Annotated in this window: 16 protein-coding genes; 9 read left to right on the top strand and 7 right to left on the bottom strand. The window is 61.9% G+C overall.

Annotation, left to right across the window (positions count from 1 at the left end):
* The first annotated feature begins 239 nt into the window (after positions 1-239).
* The 5 genes from VJS46_RS08975 to VJS46_RS08955 all read left to right on the top strand — a co-directional run bounded on the left by VJS46_RS08975 (position 240) and on the right by VJS46_RS08955 (position 5,913).
* Positions 240-788, top strand: coding sequence for a hypothetical protein (locus VJS46_RS08975; protein WP_324059654.1), 549 nt, complete (start codon positions 240-242; stop codon positions 786-788).
* Between the two features lie 130 nt (positions 789-918).
* Positions 919-1,788 (top strand): UTP--glucose-1-phosphate uridylyltransferase GalU, encoded by an 870-nt coding sequence (gene galU, locus VJS46_RS08970; RefSeq protein ID WP_324059652.1) that lies wholly within the window; start codon positions 919-921, stop codon positions 1,786-1,788.
* 412 nt (positions 1,789-2,200) lie between these two features.
* Positions 2,201-3,718 carry an NAD(P)/FAD-dependent oxidoreductase gene (locus VJS46_RS08965; RefSeq protein ID WP_324059650.1) on the top strand — a complete coding sequence of 506 codons (1,518 nt, stop codon included), beginning with the start codon at positions 2,201-2,203 and terminating at the stop codon, positions 3,716-3,718.
* Positions 3,719-3,721: 3 nt separating this feature from the next.
* A complete protein-coding gene (locus VJS46_RS08960; protein WP_324059649.1) occupies positions 3,722-4,129 on the top strand; it encodes a GtrA family protein in 408 nt (135 codons plus the stop codon).
* On the top strand, positions 4,126-5,913 hold the full coding sequence (locus tag VJS46_RS08955) for a hypothetical protein (RefSeq protein WP_324059647.1): 1,788 nt from the start codon (positions 4,126-4,128) through the stop codon (positions 5,911-5,913). Before VJS46_RS08960 ends, VJS46_RS08955 begins: the two co-directional genes overlap by 4 nt.
* Before the next feature lie 67 nt (positions 5,914-5,980).
* On the opposite strand, the gene msrB is transcribed toward VJS46_RS08955, so the two are convergent.
* The 3 genes from msrB to VJS46_RS08940 all read right to left on the bottom strand — a co-directional run bounded on the left by msrB (position 5,981) and on the right by VJS46_RS08940 (position 8,711).
* On the bottom strand, positions 5,981-6,475 hold the full coding sequence (gene msrB, locus VJS46_RS08950) for a peptide-methionine (R)-S-oxide reductase MsrB (protein WP_324059645.1): 495 nt from the start codon (positions 6,473-6,475) through the stop codon (positions 5,981-5,983).
* Between the two features lie 65 nt (positions 6,476-6,540).
* The gene (locus VJS46_RS08945; RefSeq protein WP_324059643.1) at positions 6,541-7,758 is read right to left on the bottom strand and encodes an ABC transporter permease; all 1,218 of its coding nucleotides are present in this window, start codon (positions 7,756-7,758) and stop codon (positions 6,541-6,543) included.
* Positions 7,755-8,711: an ABC transporter ATP-binding protein gene (locus VJS46_RS08940; RefSeq protein WP_324059642.1), complete on the bottom strand. Its 957-nt coding sequence runs from the start codon at positions 8,709-8,711 to the stop codon at positions 7,755-7,757. Before VJS46_RS08940 ends, VJS46_RS08945 begins: the two co-directional genes overlap by 4 nt.
* Positions 8,712-8,734: 23 nt before the next feature.
* On the opposite strand from VJS46_RS08940, the gene queG reads away from it, so the two are divergent.
* The gene (queG, locus tag VJS46_RS08935) at positions 8,735-9,784 is read left to right on the top strand and encodes a tRNA epoxyqueuosine(34) reductase QueG (protein WP_324059640.1); all 1,050 of its coding nucleotides are present in this window, start codon (positions 8,735-8,737) and stop codon (positions 9,782-9,784) included.
* A 130-nt stretch (positions 9,785-9,914) separates the two neighbouring features.
* A complete protein-coding gene (gene acs, locus VJS46_RS08930) occupies positions 9,915-11,858 on the top strand; it encodes an acetate--CoA ligase (protein WP_324059638.1) in 1,944 nt (647 codons plus the stop codon).
* Between the two features lie 165 nt (positions 11,859-12,023).
* Here the strand turns inward: acs and nadB are convergent, their stop codons facing one another.
* The 4 genes from nadB to VJS46_RS08910 all read right to left on the bottom strand — a co-directional run bounded on the left by nadB (position 12,024) and on the right by VJS46_RS08910 (position 16,771).
* The gene (nadB, locus tag VJS46_RS08925) at positions 12,024-13,628 is read right to left on the bottom strand and encodes an L-aspartate oxidase (RefSeq protein WP_324059636.1); all 1,605 of its coding nucleotides are present in this window, start codon (positions 13,626-13,628) and stop codon (positions 12,024-12,026) included.
* Positions 13,629-13,728: 100 nt separating this feature from the next.
* On the bottom strand, positions 13,729-14,664 hold the full coding sequence (locus VJS46_RS08920) for an ABC transporter ATP-binding protein (RefSeq protein ID WP_324059634.1): 936 nt from the start codon (positions 14,662-14,664) through the stop codon (positions 13,729-13,731).
* A 265-nt stretch (positions 14,665-14,929) separates the two neighbouring features.
* Positions 14,930-15,829 carry a flagellin gene (locus VJS46_RS08915; protein WP_324059632.1) on the bottom strand — a complete coding sequence of 300 codons (900 nt, stop codon included), beginning with the start codon at positions 15,827-15,829 and terminating at the stop codon, positions 14,930-14,932.
* A gap of 81 nt (positions 15,830-15,910) precedes the next feature.
* The gene (locus tag VJS46_RS08910; protein ID WP_324059630.1) at positions 15,911-16,771 is read right to left on the bottom strand and encodes a flagellin; all 861 of its coding nucleotides are present in this window, start codon (positions 16,769-16,771) and stop codon (positions 15,911-15,913) included.
* Positions 16,772-17,101: 330 nt separating this feature from the next.
* Between VJS46_RS08910 and VJS46_RS08905 the strand changes: the two genes are divergently transcribed.
* Both VJS46_RS08905 and fliE read left to right on the top strand, forming a co-directional pair.
* Positions 17,102-18,379: a sigma-54 dependent transcriptional regulator gene (locus tag VJS46_RS08905; protein ID WP_324059739.1), complete on the top strand. Its 1,278-nt coding sequence runs from the start codon at positions 17,102-17,104 to the stop codon at positions 18,377-18,379.
* A gap of 15 nt (positions 18,380-18,394) precedes the next feature.
* Positions 18,395-18,748 (top strand): flagellar hook-basal body complex protein FliE, encoded by a 354-nt coding sequence (fliE, locus tag VJS46_RS08900; RefSeq protein WP_324059628.1) that lies wholly within the window; start codon positions 18,395-18,397, stop codon positions 18,746-18,748.
* Position 18,749: the final 1 nt, after the last annotated feature.

Genomic DNA, 18,749 nt, shown 5'->3' with positions numbered 1-18,749 from the left:
GTCCCTGCCTGCGCAGGGGACGGCGGAATTATCGCGCCTCGACTTTCTCAGGGACGCAAAATCGCGTCACAGCCACACGCAACGCAAGCTGTTCCATTTTGAACCATTCCGTCGTATTTTACGCACGGCTTTCGGTGGTTTGTGCACCCTGCGCGAGCAGTGGGGGTGCAGGACAAGGGCGCTCATTCTAATGGTCATGGACATAAGTAGTAAACGGGCCATTCGGAGATCGCGCAATCATGCTGGAACTTAACGATGATTCCGTCGTCGGCCCTCGCGAGGATGTGGACGGAAGAGGCACCATGACCAATGTAGCGAGGAAGTTCAGGCGGCAAGAGGACCCGGTTCGTGAAGCCCAGACGCATGAAGCATTGCTTTGCGGAATCGGGCGGCTGATCTTCGCCTGGGGCAAGCTTGAGGTCCAGTTGGAACAGAAGATCGCGCAGTTGCGCCGCGCCGCGGGCGACGTTCGTTCTGCAACAGGACGGACCAAGCCGACAATGGCCAAGATGCTTTCGGAGCTTCGCGCGATTATCTCCATGCGCTGCCGCCGCGACAATGTGCAGCTGGTGGAAATTGCCGAGGTCGAGCGCGCCATCCAGCAAATCGACAAATTCCGTACCCTTGTTCTCCAGGGCTTTCAGGGCCCCGGCGACAATGGCCAGTCGGAGGAACATCCCTTCCTCTGCCGGGATGCAAAAAACAATGTCATCAGCATCAGCCTTGATGAACTGAATGGAGAGATCTCCCGCCTCGATGCCTGCAGGGAACGCTTATTGGCGCTTTAGTTTGATCTGGCGCTATTTCGGATGAGGATAAGCAGTTCCGGCGGGTAATTGCCTCCTCATTGCTTGACCTGCATTTTAGGAGCGGCAAAGGCTGCTTCCGTCTTCGGCAACGACAGCAGAAGGAAAATCGATGAACCCCAAGAGAATACGCAAGGCCGTGTTCCCCGTGGCCGGCCTTGGCACCCGTTTTTTGCCCGCAACAAAGGTGGTGCCAAAGGAGATGCTGCCGGTCGTCGACAGGCCGCTCATCCAATATGCGGTGGACGAGGCGCTGGAAGCCGGCATCGAGCAGATGATCTTTGTCACCGGGCGCGGCAAGGGGGTCATCGAAGACCATTTCGATATCGCCTATGAGCTTGAGCACACGATGAACCTGCGCGGCAAGGACCTCTCCGTTCTGGCCCCGACCCGGCTGATGCCCGGCAACGCCGCCTTCGTCCGGCAGCAGGAGCCGCTGGGGCTTGGGCATGCGGTTTGGTGCGCACGCGACATTGTGGGCGATGAGCCCTTTGCGGTCTTCCTGCCGGATGAATTCATGGTCGGTCAGCCCGGCTGCATGAAGCAGATGGTGGATGCCTATGAAAAGGTCGGCGGCAATCTGATCTGCGCGCTCGAAGTGCCGATGGACCAGACTTCAAGCTATGGCGTGCTTGATCCAGGCAAGGTGGACGGTTCGCTCACGGAGGTGAAGGGGCTCATCGAAAAACCTGCGCCCGGGACTGCGCCCTCCAACCTCATCATCGCTGGCCGCTACATCTTGCAGCCTGAAGTGATGGAGATGCTCGAAGGGCAGGAAAAGGGCGCTGGCGGGGAAATTCAGCTAACCGACGCGATGGCGGCGATGATCGGCAAGCAGTCCTTCCACGGCGTCACCTTCGACGGCCGCCGCTTCGATTGCGGATCCAAGGCGGGCTATATCGAGGCCAATTTCGCGCTCGCGCTGGAGCGGGAGGACATGCGCGATCACATCCGCGCCTTTGCCCTCAATCTGCTTGGCTAGAGGCGCTATTGGAGGTGAAAGACTGACATTCCCTCTGACCTGTTTCCGTCGTCCCTTCGCAGGGACGACGGTTCTTTTAAGCGGATAGCGGAATCGGTCTCAAAGCCGCCATCGCTTCTGCAGCTAGCTTCCGCCTTGTCCGCGAACGCTCCTCATAATATCCTCCAATCTGCGCGATTCGGGGTCGACGCAGATCATGTCCTGGGGGGCATGCTGAAATCTGGACTGAGGACGGGTTCGCCCGGCTGGTAAAATCGTTCGCCCCGCGTGCACGAGCTTGCGGGACGAACGATTTGGTTCCGCGCCGATCCTATAACGGCCGCGCCGCTCCATCTTTAAGTGGCGGTTAACCAATCCTTAGAGGATTTCCTTCACTCCCTTCAGGACAGCATTCTGTTGGGGGAATTCCCGGATGTCGCGTGCGGACAAGGCAGTGGATGTGGCGATCATAGGCGCAGGCCCGGCGGGCCTTACTGCGGCCTATCTCCTTACGAAAAAGGGCTATAGCGTCACCGTGATCGAAAAGGACCCGGCCTATGTCGGCGGGATCAGCCGCACGGTCGAATATAATGGCTTCCGCTTCGACATTGGCGGTCATCGCTTCTTTTCGAAATCCAGGGAAGTGGTCGATCTCTGGAATGAGATCCTTCCCGACGACTTCATCCAGCGTCCCCGCATGAGCCGCATCTATTATGAGGGGAAGTTCTACAGCTATCCCCTGCGCGCCTTTGAAGCGCTGCGGAACCTAGGAATTTTCAGGTCCACCCTCTGCATGCTGAGCTATCTGCGCTCGAAGCTGCGCCCCAAGCAGGATGTCCGCAGCTTTGAGGACTGGGTTGTGAACCAGTTCGGGCACAAGCTTTATTCGATCTTCTTCAAGACCTACACGGAAAAGGTCTGGGGCATGCCCTGCGATGAAATGTCGGCAGACTGGGCTGCGCAGCGGATCAAGGGGCTAAGCCTTGGCGCGGCTGTCCTCGATGGGGTGAAGCGCTCGCTCGGGCTCAACAAGAGGCCCAATGACGGCATGGCGACAAAGACCCTGCTCGAAACCTTCCGCTATCCCCGCCAAGGGCCCGGCATGATGTGGGAAGCCGCCAGGGACTTTGTGCTGAAGGGCGGGAATCAGGTGCTGATGGGCCATGCCCTGAAGCAGATGAAGCATAACGCCCGCACCGGCCGCTGGCAGGTGCAGGCGACTGCGGGCGATGGCGGCCTTGTCACCATCAACGCCGCGCATGTCATCAGCTCGGCGCCCATGCGCGAGCTTGCCGGACGCATCGATCCGCTGCCCGCCACCGTTCCGCAGGCAATGGAGCTTAAATATCGCGACTTCCTGACCGTGGCGCTTATGATTCGCTCGGACGATCTTTTCCCGGACAACTGGATCTACATCCATGACAGCAAGGTGAAGGTGGGCCGCGTCCAGAACTTCCGTAGCTGGTCGCCCGAAATGGTGCCCGATGCCGATATTGCCTGTGTGGGCCTTGAATATTTCTGCTTCGAAGGCGATGGGCTCTGGTCCTCAAGCGATGCCGATCTCATCGAGCTTGCGAAGAAGGAAATGGCGATCCTGGGGCTTTGCAACCCGGAGGATGTGGTCGGCGGCGCGGTGGTGCGTCAGGAAAAGGCCTATCCCGTCTATGACGACACTTATGCCGAAAATGTCCGGCTGATGCGGGAGGAGCTGGAGGCCAGCTATCCAACGCTCCACATGGTCGGCCGCAACGGCATGCATCGTTATAACAACCAGGACCATGCCATGATGACTGCGATGCTCACCGTCCGCAACATCGAGGCCGGCACCCGCATCTATGACATCTGGGGAGTCAATGAGGATGCCGAATATCATGAGGCAGGCGATGAAGGCGAACGCGCTGCGCTTGCCTCCGAGCGGCTTGTCCCTTCCCGGATCGAACGGGCGGCCTGAGGCATGATGATGGCTGTCCTCTCCTTGCTGCGCAACATCACCTATCTCCGCTACATCCTGTCGAGCGCGGGGGCGCTGGCGGTGGACATGAGCGTTTTCATGGCGCTTTTCCATCTGGGGCTGTTTCCGGCTGCGGCGTCGGCGCTCGGTTACATGGCCGGTATCGCGGCGCATTGGCTGCTTTCCAGCCGAGCCGTTTTTACTGACAGCGTTGCCGCTCGAGGACGGGACCGCGACCGGCAGAAGGCGCTGTTCCTTGGCTCTGCGCTTGCGGGCCTTGCCATTACGACCGCCATCGTAGGTGCGGGCGACCTGATGGGCATAGATGCCCGCCTTGCCAAGCTCGTGGCGATCGTTATCAGCTTTCAGGCGACATATCTCATGCGCAAGAAAGTCGTATTCGCCGAATGATCCGCGACAGCCAAGTGGCGCCCTGGTTCAGGCCCGCCACATTCCTGATCTGGGCCGTTTGTGCTGCCATTCTGCTTTGGCTTTCGCGGGCGCAGATAGCCGATTTGGGCTTTCGTGACCCGGACGATGCGCTCCGCCTCGTGCAGGTCCGCGACTGGATGGCGGGGCAGAGCTGGTTCGACGTCACTCAATATCGCATCAATCCGCCCGGCGGCGGGCCGATGCATTGGTCACGCCTCGTCGATGTTCCCATCGCAACGCTGCTCTGGCTGGCGACCCCGTTGCTGGGCCATGCATGGGCGGAACGGGTGGTGCTGGCGGTCTATCCTCTGCTGGTCCTCGGGCTTACCTTCCTGCTGGTCGGGGGACTGGTAAGGCGGCTTGCCGGGCCAGTGGTGGCGCTGATCGCGCTGGTGCTGCTGGCCATGACCTTTCCGCTTCTGATCCAATTCAATCCGATGCGGATCGACCATCATGGCTGGCAGATCGCCATGGCGGCCCTGGCGCTTTACGGCAGCCAGATTCCGTCGGCCCGCAAAAGCGGTATCGTGAGCGGAATTGCCGTGGCGCTGTGGCTCAACATATCGAGCGAGGCGCTGCCCTATGCAGCGCTGTTCGGGGCGCTCTATGGCCTAAAATATCTGATCGCGGCCGAACAGTGGGAGCGCCTTGCCGCCTATCTGTTGACGCTGAGCCTGGTTTCCACCGGGCTGATGTTCGGAACCCATGGCTGGGCCGAGTCGCTGCTTCCCTATTGCGACGCCATGTCACCGCCCTATGTGGTGCCCCTCTGGACGGCCACCCTGCTGTTTCTGGGGCTGAAGGCTGTCCTTCCCGGCGGCGGGATGACTGGCCGTTTCTTCACTGCGGGGCTCGCCGGAGCAGCGGCGCTGGTCCCGCTCTTTCTGATGGGCCGCCCGTGCCTTGCCGGACCTTTCGAAACGCTCGACCCATTTGTCTATCGCAACTGGTATCTCAAGATCAGCGAGGGGCTCCCGCTTTGGCGGCAAAGCCCTGAAACAGTGATGTTCAGCCTTACCGGGCCTGTTCTTGGACTTATCGGCTATGTTCTGGCGATACGGGGCGCGCGGGAAAAGGACCAAGCCCGACCTTGGCTGGAGTTGCTTATTCTCGCTCTCGGAGCCGTTGCGCTTTCAGTATTGGTTCTTCGCGCGATGGCGGTGTCGAACCTCTACATGCTCCCTGGCAATGTCTGGCTCTTCTATGCGGCGCTTGTACAGGCGCGCGCGATCGGGCGGGCAGCCCCTCGCATCGTGGCGACGGTGGCGGCTTTCGCGCTGGTCCCGGCCATGCCGACCGCCCTGCTGGCGCATATCATTGTGAACAAGGATGAGCAGGAAAAGCAGGAAAAGCCCAATTCTGCCATGGATCAGGCAGAGGCCAAATGCGTTGGCGCCGGAGGGTTACGGGGCCTTGGCGCGCTTCCAGCCTCGACCCTTTTCGCGCCGCTCGACATCGGGCCGATGTTGCTTGTCTATACCCATCACAGTGTGATCGCCACCAATCATCACCGTAACCAGCACGCCATGGCCAAGGTGCTGAAGGCGTTCATGAGCAACGCTCCTCAGGCGCGTTCCATCGTCCTGGGTACAGGGGCCGATTATCTGGTCTATTGCCATGACCGCCCGGAAATCCGGAATTATGTGAAGGATAATAAATCGGGCCTCGCTGCCCTGCTGGAGGCGGGCAAGCCGCCCGTCTGGCTGGTCCCGCTGCCGATGCGGAAGGGTGAAACGATCCGGGTTTACCGCGTCGTCCGGTAGGGCATCCGCCGACACCATGACGTCGTCCCTGCGCAGGGACGACGATTCCAACGCCGGCAACGAAATGTTACCCCAATTGCCGACCGGCGGTCTGGAACAGCATCGCTGCGCCATTCATGCAATAGCGCTTTCCCGTCGGCCCTGGCCCATCGTCGAAAACATGCCCCAGATGCCCGCCGCAGCGGCGGCAGTGCACTTCTGTCCGGGGATAGCCGATCAGATAGTCGGTGCTGGTGCGCACTGCATTGGGCAGGGGCTTCCAGAAGCTCGGCCAGCCCGTGCCGCTGTCATATTTGGCGGCGGAGGAAAAGAGCGGCAGGCGGCAGCCCGCGCAAAGGAACAATCCCTTGCGATGCTCCTTGTTAAGCGGGCTTGAAAAGGGCCGCTCGGTCGCGGCCTTGCGCAGCACGGCATATTGCTGCGAGGTCAGGCGCTTCCTCCATTCCTCGTCCGGCAGGCTGATCTCGAATTTCTCGCCAGCGACCGCCAGTGCCGGAAAGCCGCCAAGGATGGTGGTCAGGACCCCGGCGGATGCGAGGAAGCTTCTTCGTGAGATTTGCATGCGATTGTCCTGCATCGCGCGTGAAGCTCAGCCCAAAGGGAGGCCGACATCGGCATAAGAGCAGATCACATCTGAACCGGCGATGGACGGTGGCTGAGCCAGGCCCGCCAGCCTCGCTTTTCTCCATCCCCACGGCCGGATTTCAGCACCGTGCGGCGGAACAGCCTTACGCCGATGCGAATGATGATCCCTACCCACAATAGCTGCCAGCCAAGCGCCAGAAAATGCGGCCAAAGCTCTGGCGATTGGGCGGCGTGAGCAATCATGGCAAAGGGGGAGCTGAGCGGAAAGGCCGCCGCTGCAATCTCGAAAAGGCTGCCCGGTCTGCTGACTGCATAGGAGGCAAGGAAGAAGACGACCACCTGGCCCATGGTGACGGGCATGGAGAGCGTCTGCACTTCCCTGACCGTGGAAGCCTGGGCCCCGATGCTGATGAAAAGCGCGCCCAGCAACATATAGGCCATAGCGAAATAAAGTATGCCAAGAGTGATGAAGGCGGGCCATCCCACGGCGGGAGGGGGCGGTGAAGAGGACAGGCCGAATACGCCGAGATACACAAGGCCGGCGCCGCTGCCCCAGATCGCGATCCCCACAAGCGACATGCCAAGCATCGCGATCAGCTTGCCGATGAAGATCGCGTCCACCGGCACCGCTGCGGCCAGTATCTCGATGATCTTGTTGGTCTTTTCCTCGACCATATTGGACAGCACCATGCCGGCAAGCAGCATGGTGAGGAGGAACAGCAGCACCTGAGTGCCCCGGCCGGTCAACATCTGCGCCTGCTCGCGGGCGCCCCGGCTGTCCTCGACGATGTGGTTCTGCAGCCTTGTAACGGGCAGCGCTTCGCCAGCGCGGGCGGTACTGACCAGAAGGGAAAGATCGCCCTCCAGCCGCCGGACTTCCGCTTCCCGTCCGGTAAGGACGGGCCGTTCAAGCGTGCCGGAAAGCACCGCGAGCACGCTGTCCTCGCGCCTCTGCAGCATGGCCTGCGGGCTGGCGCCGGGCCCGCCTGCTTTTAGAACCGGCATGGACAATGGGCCAAGTTGTTCCATCAGCCGCGCGTTGGCGCGGTAGAGGGCCTGGACTTCCTCCGGCGCCATCAGCACTCCCACGGCGGGGCGCATACCGGCGCCTGCCATGTCGTCGCCCAATTGCCCGGCGAGCACCCCCACTATCACGGGGAACAGCGGCCCCAGCAGGAAGAAGATGAAGGCCTTGGAAAAGATCACGGCGGCAAAGTCCCGTCGCGCGATGACGAAGGCGGCTCGGAACAGCTCTCTCATTCCGCCGCCTCCCGCTCAGTCGCCTCATCCATCTCGCGGGCCGCGGCCTCGCCTGCAATGGCGACAAAGGCGTCGTGCAGCCCCGGCCGCTCGATCGCCAGCGCCTCCACGCCCGCATTGCCCTCGACCAGGGCTTTGAGCAGTGGCTCCACGCCTCCGTCCGGCATGGTGAAATGCCACACATTGCCATCCACATGGGTGTCGGGCGGCAGCACCGCGCGCCAGGAGCCATCGGTGCGCCGTGTCTCCAGCCGGACTTGCGGCCGCAGGCGGCCGCGCGCCTCCGACACGCTCCCTTCAAAGCGGACCTTGCCCTTGGCGATGATCGCGATCCGCTCGCAAAGGCGCTCTGCATGGGCGATGACATGGGTGGAAAAGATGATGGTGGCGCCTTCCGCCGCCTTGCGCTTGATCAACCGTTCGAGCTTGCCCTGGTTGATCGCGTCCAGGCCGGAAAAGGGCTCATCGAGCACGATCAGCTTCGGCTCATGCACGATGGCGCCCAATAGCTGCACCGTTTGCGCCATGCCCTTGGAAAGGGTGCGGACGGGTTTGTCCACGGCCTCGCCAAGATCATGCTCCTCCATCAAAGCGCGGGCACGTTTGCGCCCTTCCGCCAGCGGCAGGCCGCGCAGCGCCCCCATGAAAGCGATCGCGTCATGGGCCTTCATGGATGGATAAAGGCCGCGTTCCTCAGGCAGATAGCCGACCTGCCGCACCATCTTCAGCGGCTTCTTCTCGCCGAGCAGCGATCGTTCGCCCGCGTCGGGATCTATAATGCCGAGCAGAATGCGGATCGTTGTCGTCTTGCCCGCGCCATTGGGGCCGAGTATGCCGTAGATGCTGCCTCCGGGCACAGCGATGTCGACGCCATCCACCGCCCGGAAGGAGCCGAAATCCTTGACAAGCCCATGCGCTTCAACGGCATAGGGCGAATGCATGTGCCCTGTCATCGAGGGCAGGATAGTCGCGGCTTATGACAACACAAGGCGAAAATATTGCAGAGCGCATCAAGGCGCAGGCCGTTTCGCTCGGCTTTGCCGCCTGTGGAATTGCGCGCGCCGATGCCGCGCCGCGCACCGCCGACCGGCTGGCGCAATGGCTTTCGGAGGGGTGCCATGGCGACATGATCTGGATGGAGGAACGCGCCGGGCAGCGCGGGGCCCCGCAGGCGCTGTGGCCGGAGGTTCGCTCTGTCATCATGCTCGGCATGAGCTATGCGCCCTCGCGCGATCCGCTGGCGCTTGAAAGAGCATGCGATATCGGCCGAATATCCAGCTATGCCCAGGGACAGGATTATCATGATGTGGTGAAGAAGGGGCTGAAGGCGCTCGCCCGCTGGCTGGTGGAAGAAGCGGGCGGTGAGCTCAAGGTCTTTGTCGATACAGCGCCGGTCATGGAAAAGCCGCTGGCAGAAGCTGCGGGTCTAGGCTGGCAGGGCAAGCACAGCAATCTGGTCAGCCGCGACCATGGGAGCTGGCTGTTCCTTGGAGCCATCTACACGACGCTGGAGCTTCAGACGGACAGGCAGGGACAGGACCGCTGCGGTAGCTGCGACGCCTGCCAGCGCGCCTGCCCCACCAATGCCTTTCCGGCCCCCTATCGCGTCGATGCGCGGCGTTGCATTTCTTACCTCACGATCGAGCACAAGGGGATCATCCCGGAAGAATTTCGTGCCGCCATCGGCAATCGCATCTACGGCTGCGACGATTGCCTGGCGGTCTGCCCCTGGAACAAGTTCGCGAGCAGTGCAGCCGTGAACAAGGCGTTTCTTGCCCGCGCGGAACTGGTGGCGCCGAAGCTTGCCGACATCCTTGACCTTGACGATGCCGCCTTCCGGACAGTGTTCGCCGGATCTCCAATCAAGCGCATCGGCCGGAACCGGATGGTCCGCAATGCCGCCATCGCCGCAGGAAACAGCGGCAATGGCGCCTATCGGGAACAGCTTGAGCGGCTCGCCAGCGATGACAGCGATGTGGTTCGCGACTCCGCGCTCTGGGCGCTGCAGCGGCTGAGCGATGGATAAGGATTCCCGCTTAGGCGTCCACTTCTGCCGCTGTTGTCATGGAAACATCCCAAAAAAACAGCCATCCTGCATGATTGGAAGTTGAAACTGCCCTCCGGCGCGTGAATGATTGCTCCAAAGGAGAGAAGGAATGCAGCATATCTACCCGGTGCCGCAGGAGTGGCGCGAGCGCACCAAGATGGACTTCGACAGTTATAGCCGCAACTATGCCCGTTCGCTGTCGGACCCGGACGGCTTCTGGCTCGAGCAGTCTTCTCGCCTGGCCTGGGTAAAGGCACCGGGCGTGGCGAGCGAGAGCAGCTTCGATCAGGCGGATTTCGGCGTTCGCTGGTTTGCGGACGGAGAGCTGAATGTCTCCGCCAATTGCCTGGACCGGCATCTGGCGGAGCGCGGCGATGACATCGCGCTCATCTGGGAGCCGGACGACCCCAAGGAAGATCCGCGACGCTTCAGCTATCGCCAGCTCCATGCCGAGGTTTGCCGCTTTGCCAATGTGCTGAGGGGCGAGGGGGTAAGGAAGGGCGACCGGGTGACGCTTTACCTTCCGATGATCCCGGAGGCGGTGTTCGCAATGCTGGCTTGTGCAAGGCTTGGGGCGATCCACTCCATCGTGTTCGGCGGCTTCTCGCCCGATGCGCTCGCGGGACGGATCACCGACTGCGACAGCAAATATCTGATCACCGCCGACGAAGGCCGGCGTGGCGGCAAGGCGGTGCCGCTGAAGGCGAATGCGGATGCCGCGGCAAAGCTCGTCACCTGCCTTCAGAAGATGATCGTGGTCAAGGCGACCGGCGGCACCGTTGCCATGCAGGAGGGGCGCGACCATTGGTATCATGACCTGGCGGCGGGCGTCGGCGCGGACTGCCCGGCAGAGCCCATGAATGCCGAGGACCCGCTCTTCATCCTCTATACCTCGGGTTCGACCGGCAAGCCCAAGGGGGTGCTACACACGTCGGGGGGCTATCTGCTCTGGGCGAGCCTGACGCACGAGCTCTGCTTCGACCACAGGCGGGGTGAGATCTTCTGGTGCGCGGCGGATGTCGGCTGGGTGACCGGCCACAGCTATATTGTCTATGGCCCGCTCGCCAATGGCGCGACGACGCTCATGTATGAAGGCGTGCCCAACTGGCCCTCCCCCAGCCGCATCTGGGAAGTAGTGGACCGGCATCAGGTGAACACGATCTTCACCGCGCCCACCGTGCTGCGCGCGCTGATGCGCGAGGGCGATGAGCATGTGACGCGCACCTCCCGCAAGAGCCTTCGCCTTCTGGGCACGGTCGGCGAGCCGATCAATCCAGAGGCCTGGCGCTGGTATCATGAGGTGCCGGGGGAAGGCCGTTGCCCGATCATCGACACCTGGTGGCAGACGGAGACGGGCGGCGCAATGATCGCTCCCTTGCCCGGCGCCACGGATTTGAAGCCCGGCAGCGCGACAAGGCCGCTCTTTGGTGTCGAGCCGCAGATCGTCGATGGCGAGGGCAAGGTGCTGGAAGGGGCATGCGAAGGCAATCTGGTGATCGCGAGTAGCTGGCCAGGGCAGATGCGCACGGTCTATGGCGATCATGACCGGTTCTTCCAGACCTATTTCAGTACTTTCCCGGGGAAATATTTCACCGGCGACGGCGCGCGCCGGGACGAGGACGGCTATTACTGGATCACCGGGCGGGTCGACGACGTCATCAATGTCTCAGGCCACCGCATGGGTACGGCCGAGGTGGAAAGCGCGCTGGTCCTCCATGCCAAGGTGGCCGAGGCCGCCGTGGTCGGCATGCCGCACGAGATCAAGGGGCAGGGCATCTACGCTTATGTGACCTTGAACGCGGACGAGGAGCCGACGGAGGAGCTGCGCAAGGAACTCGTCCAATGGGTGCGGCTGGAGATCGGACCTATCGCCACGCCCGACGCCATCCAGTTCACCCCAGCGCTTCCCAAGACCAGAAGCGGCAAGATCATGCGCCGCATCCTGCGCAAGATCGCAGAGGGCGATGTCTCGTCGCTTGGCGATACCTCCACGCTTGCCGATCCTGGCGTGGTGGAGAGCCTTGTCGCCAACCGGGTGGGGGTGACCTGCTGATTCATGTTGGCGTCATTCCCGCGAAAGTGGGAATCCATCTACCTGCGCGAAATCACCCGGTTAGCCTAGGAGATGGATCCCCGCCTTTGCGGGGATGACGGCAAAAGGATTTTACGCACCATTTCGGGCCAGAGGCATAGCATCATGGCCGCGCTCGCCCGGTCTTCAGGGCACCAGCACTGTATCCACCGCATGCGGCAGCGTGTCGGGATAGTCGAGCGTGTAGTGCAGCCCCCGGCTTTCCTTGCGGCGCAAGGCCGACCGGACGATCAGCCGCGCCACCTCCAGCAGGTTGCGCAGCTCGATCAGGTCGGGCGTCACGCGGAAATTGCCGTAATATTCATCCACTTCCTGGGCGAGCAGGCTGACGCGGTGCAGCGCGCGTTCCAGCCGTTTGGTAGTCCGCACAATGCCGACATAGTCCCACATGAACCGGCGGATTTCGCGCCAATTATGCTGGACGATGACCTCTTCGTCACTGTCCGTCACGCGGCTTTCGTCCCATGGCCGGATGGGAGGGGGCGGCGGCAGCTCGTCCCAGTTGGCATGGATATGCCGCGCCGCCGCCTCGCCGAAGACGAAGCATTCCAGCAGGCTGTTGGACGCAAGGCGGTTGGCGCCGTGCAGCCCGCTTTCGGTCACTTCGCCCGCGGCGTAAAGACCCGGCAGGTCCGTCCGGCCATCAAGATCGATTATGACCCCGCCGCATGTATAATGTTGCGCCGGAACGACAGGAATCGGTTCCTTCGTTATGTCGATGCCCAGTGCCAGCAGCCGGGCATGGATGGTCGGGAAATGTTCCTTTATGAACCCGGCCGGCTTGTGGCTGATGTCAAGATGGACATAATCAAGCCCGAGCCGCTTGATTTCATGGTCGATCGCACGGGCGACTACGTCGCGGGGCGCCAGTTCGCCCCGTTTGTCGAACCGATCCATGAAGCGCTTGCCGCCGCCGGGAGCGCCTGGAGGCAGTTTCAAAAGCCCGCCCTCGCCCCGCATCGCTTCCGTAATGAGGAAGTTTTTCACCTCCAGATTATAGAGGCATGTCGGGTGGAACTGGTTCATTTCCATGTTCGATACGCGGCACCCCGCACGCCATGCCATGGCGATGCCATCGCCGGTGGCTCCCCTGGGCGCTGTGGAGAAGAGATAGGTGCGTCCCGCGCCGCCGGTCGCCAAAATGGTCGCGCGCCCCAACAGCGCGTCGACCCGGTTGGCTGCGCGGTTGAAGGCATAGACGCCCCAGACATGGCCATCGCCTGAAAATTTCTCTCCATGGCGGCTGGTGACGAGGTCAATGGCCACCATGTCCGACATCAGCGTAATGTTGGGATTGGCCTCGGCCGCGCGCACCAGCGCGTCCTGTACCGCAGCGCCGGTGGCGTCATCGACATGAACAATGCGCCGGTGGCTGTGCCCGCCTTCCCTGGTCAGATGCCAGCGCTCGCCGAAATCCTGGCCGGCATTGAAGGGTACGCCGAGCTCCGCCAGCCGCTCTATGGCTGCGGGCGCATTGGTGACGACAAACTCGACAGTCTCCCGCTTGTTGAGCCCCGCGCCTGCGACCATCGTGTCATCAACATGACTTTCAAATGTGTCACCAGCATCGAGCACAGCAGCGATTCCGCCTTGCGCCCAGTTGGTAGAGCCGCCGTTGATCGCCCCCTTGGCGAGGACAAGCACCTTCTTGTCCTGCGCCAGGTTGATTGCGGCCGTAAGACCCGCGGCGCCCGAACCAATGACGACGACATCGAAAATCTGCGTGGGCATACTCTCTATCTTATCCGTTCGTCCCGGGCGAAGTTAAGGGACGTGCATTAAGCGCCAAGCCAGCGTGCCTCGACTTCGCCCGGCACGAATGGGAAGAGAACTAGGCCGCTGACCGGGTCAGGTGGAGGAATACGTCCTCCAGGTCGGGCTCCCGTGTCGACACATCGACAATGCCGAGCCCGCCCTTCTGCACCGCCGCCAGTACTTCCCCGGCATTGGCCTTGTTCTTCATATAGGTGATGGTGAGCACTCGGCCCGCCGTCAATTCTATCTTCTCGAAGCAGGAATGCATCGGCACTTCGTCCAGATCGCGGTCAACGGTCACCTCAACCACCTTTTCCTGCGCCATGTTCACCAGTTCGCGGGTCGGCTTGTTGGCGATGAGGCGGCCATGATTGATGATCGCGATGCGGTCACATAATTCCTCGGCTTCTTCCAGATAATGGGTGGTGAGCACAATGGTGACGCCCTGCTGGTTAAGCCGTTGCACATAGGCCCAAAGCTGTTGCCGGAGTTCAATGTCCACGCCCGCCGTGGGTTCGTCCAGCACGAGGATCGGCGGCGAATGCACCATCGCCTTCGCCACCAGCAGCCGCCGTTTCATGCCGCCCGATAGGGTCCTGGCATAGGCATGCGCCTTATCCTCCAGATGGACCGCCCGCAGCAGTTCCCAGGTTTTTCGCCGGTCCTTCGGCACTCCATAGAAGCCCGCCTGGTTCTCCAGCGTCTCAAAAGGGGTGAAGAAGGGATCGAACACGATTTCCTGCGGCACGATGCCAATGCTGTTCTTGGCGTTGCGCGGGTTCGTCATGATGTCGAAACCCCAGATGCGCGCTGACCCGCCGGTCTTGTTGACCATGCCCGACAGAATGTTGATCAACGTGGACTTCCCCGCGCCATTGGGACCCAGCAGGCCGAAGATCTGCCCGCGCGGCACATTGAAAGTGACATTGTCGAGCGCCTGCTTGCCGCCGGCGTAGATTTTGGACAGGCCATCGATTTCGATGGCGTTCTGGGTGAAAGCGCCTTGAGTCATGCGGGGGTAATAGCGCCCGGAAACCGAAGGGGCAAAGGAAGTCTGAGCAAGGTGTGAGGGCACCGCCAGAATGCACATGCCCTGAACGTGCGAAAGCCCCCATCCTCTGCAAAGGATGGGGACTCGCGCGGACACCCCTTTCGGGGATAAGGAGGGCTCCCGGGGTCGTTGGGGACAAAAGGCGCCCCGGGAGCCATTTGATCGGCTAAAGGTGGACCAATACCTTCAACGATCAAGTCTGTTCTTTTTATCGGTCAGCCAAGCCTTAGCGGATCAGCTGCAGCACGCCCTGCTGGCTCTGGTTCGCCTGAGCGAGCATTGCGGTGGAAGCCTGGCTCAGAATCTGGGACTTCGCCATCTGGGTGGTTTCAGAGGAGAAATCGACGTCCTCGATCCGCGAACGCGCTTCGGTCAGGTTGGTGGCCTGCGAGGTCAGGTTGGTGATGGCCGAAGACAGACGGTTTTGAACGGCACCCAGTTTTGCACGGCCTTCGTTGATCGTGTTGAGGGCAGTGTCCAGCTTCGCCAGAGCATCCACAGCGTTTGCCTGAGTTTCAAGGCTGATCGAACCGCCGCCAACGCCGGGGCCGCCGGCTGCCGTGGGCGTGCCCGCATTGGGAACACCAGCCGTTACGGTGTTGTCAGCGCCGTCGCCGATGTCGAGGATGGCGGCGTTCACGTCGGTGAGATTGATGGCGATGGTCTGACCGGAACCCGAACCCGCCTGGATGGTGATGGAACTGGTGCTGCCGTCGGTCAGCTTCACGCCGTTGAACGAGGTGTTGTTGGCGATGTCATCGACCTGCTTGAGCAGTTCGGTTGCTTCGAGCTGGATCGATTCCCGGTCGGTGTTGGACAATGTGCCGTTCGATGCCTGCACGGCCAGTTCGCGAACGCGCTGAACGAGATTGGAAATTTCGCCCATGGCGGCGTCGGCGGTCTGTGCCAGCGAGATGCCGTCATTCGCGTTACGGACAGCCTGTTCCATGCCCTTGATCTGGGAGGTCATCTTGCTGGAGATTGCAAGGCCGGCGGCATCGTCGGCGGCGCCGTTGATACGCTTACCGGTGGAGAGGCGCTCCATCGATTTCTGAAGACCCATGGAGGCCTGCGAGGTTGCAGTGCCCGCACGGATTGCGGCGACATTCGTACCAATAACAGTCATATTCGTCTTCCTTCTTCATGGTATGATGTCCCCGCAAAGTTTGGCGCCGGACCGAGTTAAGGCCCGGCGCCGGATCTTATATTATTGAAGCAGTTTCAGTACGCCCTGCTGGCTCTGATTGGCCTGAGCCAGCATGGCAGTCGACGCCTGGCTGAGGATCTGCGCCTTTGCGAGCAGCGTCGTCTCAGCCGAGAAGTCGACGTCTTCAATCCGCGACCTGGCTTCCGTCAGGTTGGTCAACGTGGACTGGAGATTGTTTACAGCCGATTCCAGCCGGTTCTGAACGGCGCCCAGATTGGCTCGGCTGGCGTTTATGGTATCGAGCGCCGTGTCGAGCTTGGTCAGGGCATCGGCGGCGAAGGCCTGGGTTTCAAGGCTGATGCCGGCGGCCGTGACAGTACCGTCAGCGGCACCTGCTGCGGACTGGTCGGTCAGATTCAGGATAGCAGCATTGGCGTCGGTCAGATTGATGGTGATCGTCTGGCCGGAGCTTGCGCCCGACTGAATGGTGATGGCGGCCTGTGAACCATCGGTCAGCTTCACACCATTGAACGATGTGTTGTTGGCGATGTCGTCGATCTGGGCGATCAACTGGCTGGCTTCTGCCTGGGTCGATTCCCGGTCGGTGTCGGACACCGTGCCGTTCGAGGTCTGGACGGCCAGTTCCCGCAGGCGCTGGACCAGGTTGCTGATCTCGCCCAGGGCGCTGTCGGCGGTCTGAGCAAGCGAGATGCCGTCATTGGCATTGCGGATAGCCACCGCCATGCCCTTGATCTGGGAGGTCATCTTGCTGGAAATGGCAAGGCCAGCAGCATCGTCGGACGCATTGTTGATGCGCTTGCCGGTGGACAGGCGCTCAAGCGACATGGCCAGCGATTTTTCCGCACGGTTGGCGGCGGCAGACGATCGCATGGCTGTGACATTGGTTCCGATAACTGTCATTTCAAATTTCCTTCCGCGCTAAGTTTTGAGACCCAAATGTGAATTGCAGTTCGTCGGTCTCGAAGGGGCATAACGGCGGGGCGCCGGACAACTTTAAGCCGGGTGTCAAAAAAATGCCGGGGTTGGCGAGGTCCGTCAAAAATTTGACGCGCGCGCGTCGGCCGCATGACATGCGCGTAAAGGGTGGGAAAAAATTTCCTACTATCAGTGGCTTACAAAGCCTCAGAGTTTGGCATGCTTGTTGCTTTAATCCTCTTCGTCAATCTTGCTGGCGGGGGTCGCCGGTTGGCCTTGCGCGGGGGCGCAAGGGAAATTGTGGGGGGCTTTGAAATGCAGCATGTTGAGCTGAGCGCGAGACTCAATGAGCAGATCCCGACCTTGGCGCCTTGGCTAAGGGGGGCCTGTTTCGACCTGTCCATCCTGGCGGAAACACCCCGTCCAGACCGGAATGCGCTTCGCCTGCTGACGCCTGAAGAGATTGGCGGGGCCACGCACAGGGACATATTGGTCGAATGGCGTGAGGGCCAGCCGGAGCTGGTGCGCGCCCGATCCGGCATGCCCGCGCGGATAGCTTTCGGCTTCGCGGACGCGGCGCTGGGTCATGCGCTGGTTGCTGAGCTTGTGCGGCCCGCCTGGCAACCGGCGGTTGGCGAGCCGAACAGCGCGCGCATGCTGCACCTCGCCGCCCGCATTGCCCAGAGCGACGCCACGGTCCTCATTCAGGGCAATACCGGCACCGGCAAGGAAGGGATGGCGCGCTTCGTCCATGCCAGCAGCGGACGGGCGGCGAAGGATTTCATCGCCGTCAATTGCGCCGCGCTCCCCGAAACCATGATGGAGGCCATGCTCTTCGGCCACCGCAAGGGCGCCTTCACGGGCGCTTCGGCATCATCCGACGGCCTGTTCCAGGCTGCCGACGGCGGCACGCTGTTCCTTGATGAAATCGCCGAACTGCCGCTCGCCCTGCAGGCGAAGCTGCTCCGCGCGCTTCAGGAGGGAGAGGTCCTGCCCGTCGGGGCGACCCATCCAGTGCCCGTGGATGTGCGGATCATCGCAGCGGGAAACCGGGACCTTGCTGCCCTGTGCGAGGAGGGGCGGTTCCGTCCGGACCTTTATTGGCGTCTCAACGTGATGGCGCTCAATTTGAAGCCCTTGGCGGAACGACGCCAGGATGTAAGAGCGATTGCAGCGGCTCTCCTGCTTCGGCAGCAGCCAAATGACGCCGGCTTCGTCTGGCCGACCAACCGGGCGCTCGAAAAGCTGATGGCGCATAGCTGGCCGGGCAATGCCCGTGAGCTTGGCAATGTGCTGCAGCGCGCGCTGGTGCTTCGCGAAGGCGACCGGATCGAAGCCGAGGATCTCCAGATTGCATCCGCGGCGCCCCTGGCAGCGCCGACAGTGGCGCCTGTCATGGTGCCGGCCGAACCATCGCCGGTGCGGCAATCGGCCACGCTGCACGACATCGCCCGCGCCTCCATGCTGGACCGGATCAGGGCGGTTCTGGACGAGGTGGATGGCCACCGCGCCCGCGCCGCCCAGCGGCTCGGCATTTCCGAACGCACGCTTCGCTATCGCCTCGCCGAGATGCGCGAGCTGGCGGCGGCCTGACGGGGGAGTTGAGGCATGACGGTCATCAACACCAACAGCGTGATGGCGATGCGGGCGGCCATCCTTCAGCAGAATGCGGCGCTGCGCGAAGCGTCTTCCGCCGCCGATGTGGTCTCCTCGCCCCTGTCCGGGACAACGCGCGCGGGTTCGGCCAATTTCGGCACGGCCATGAAATCGGCGCTGAGCGAGGTCAATGCGCTCCAGAACCAATCTTCCGAAGCCGCCGCCGCCTATGAGCGCGGCGAGACCACCGACATTGCAGCGGTGATGCTCGCCAAGCAGCAGGCGTCGATCGGCTTTGAAGCGACGCTGCAGGTCAGGAACAAGCTCCTGTCTGCTTACAAAGACATCATGAGCATGCCGGTGTAAT

The organism is Rhizorhapis sp., from assembly GCF_035276005.1.
Lineage (GTDB): Bacteria > Pseudomonadota > Alphaproteobacteria > Sphingomonadales > Sphingomonadaceae > Rhizorhapis.
Note: the sequence above shows the minus strand (reverse complement) of the source record. Positions and strands in the feature narration are given on the sequence as shown.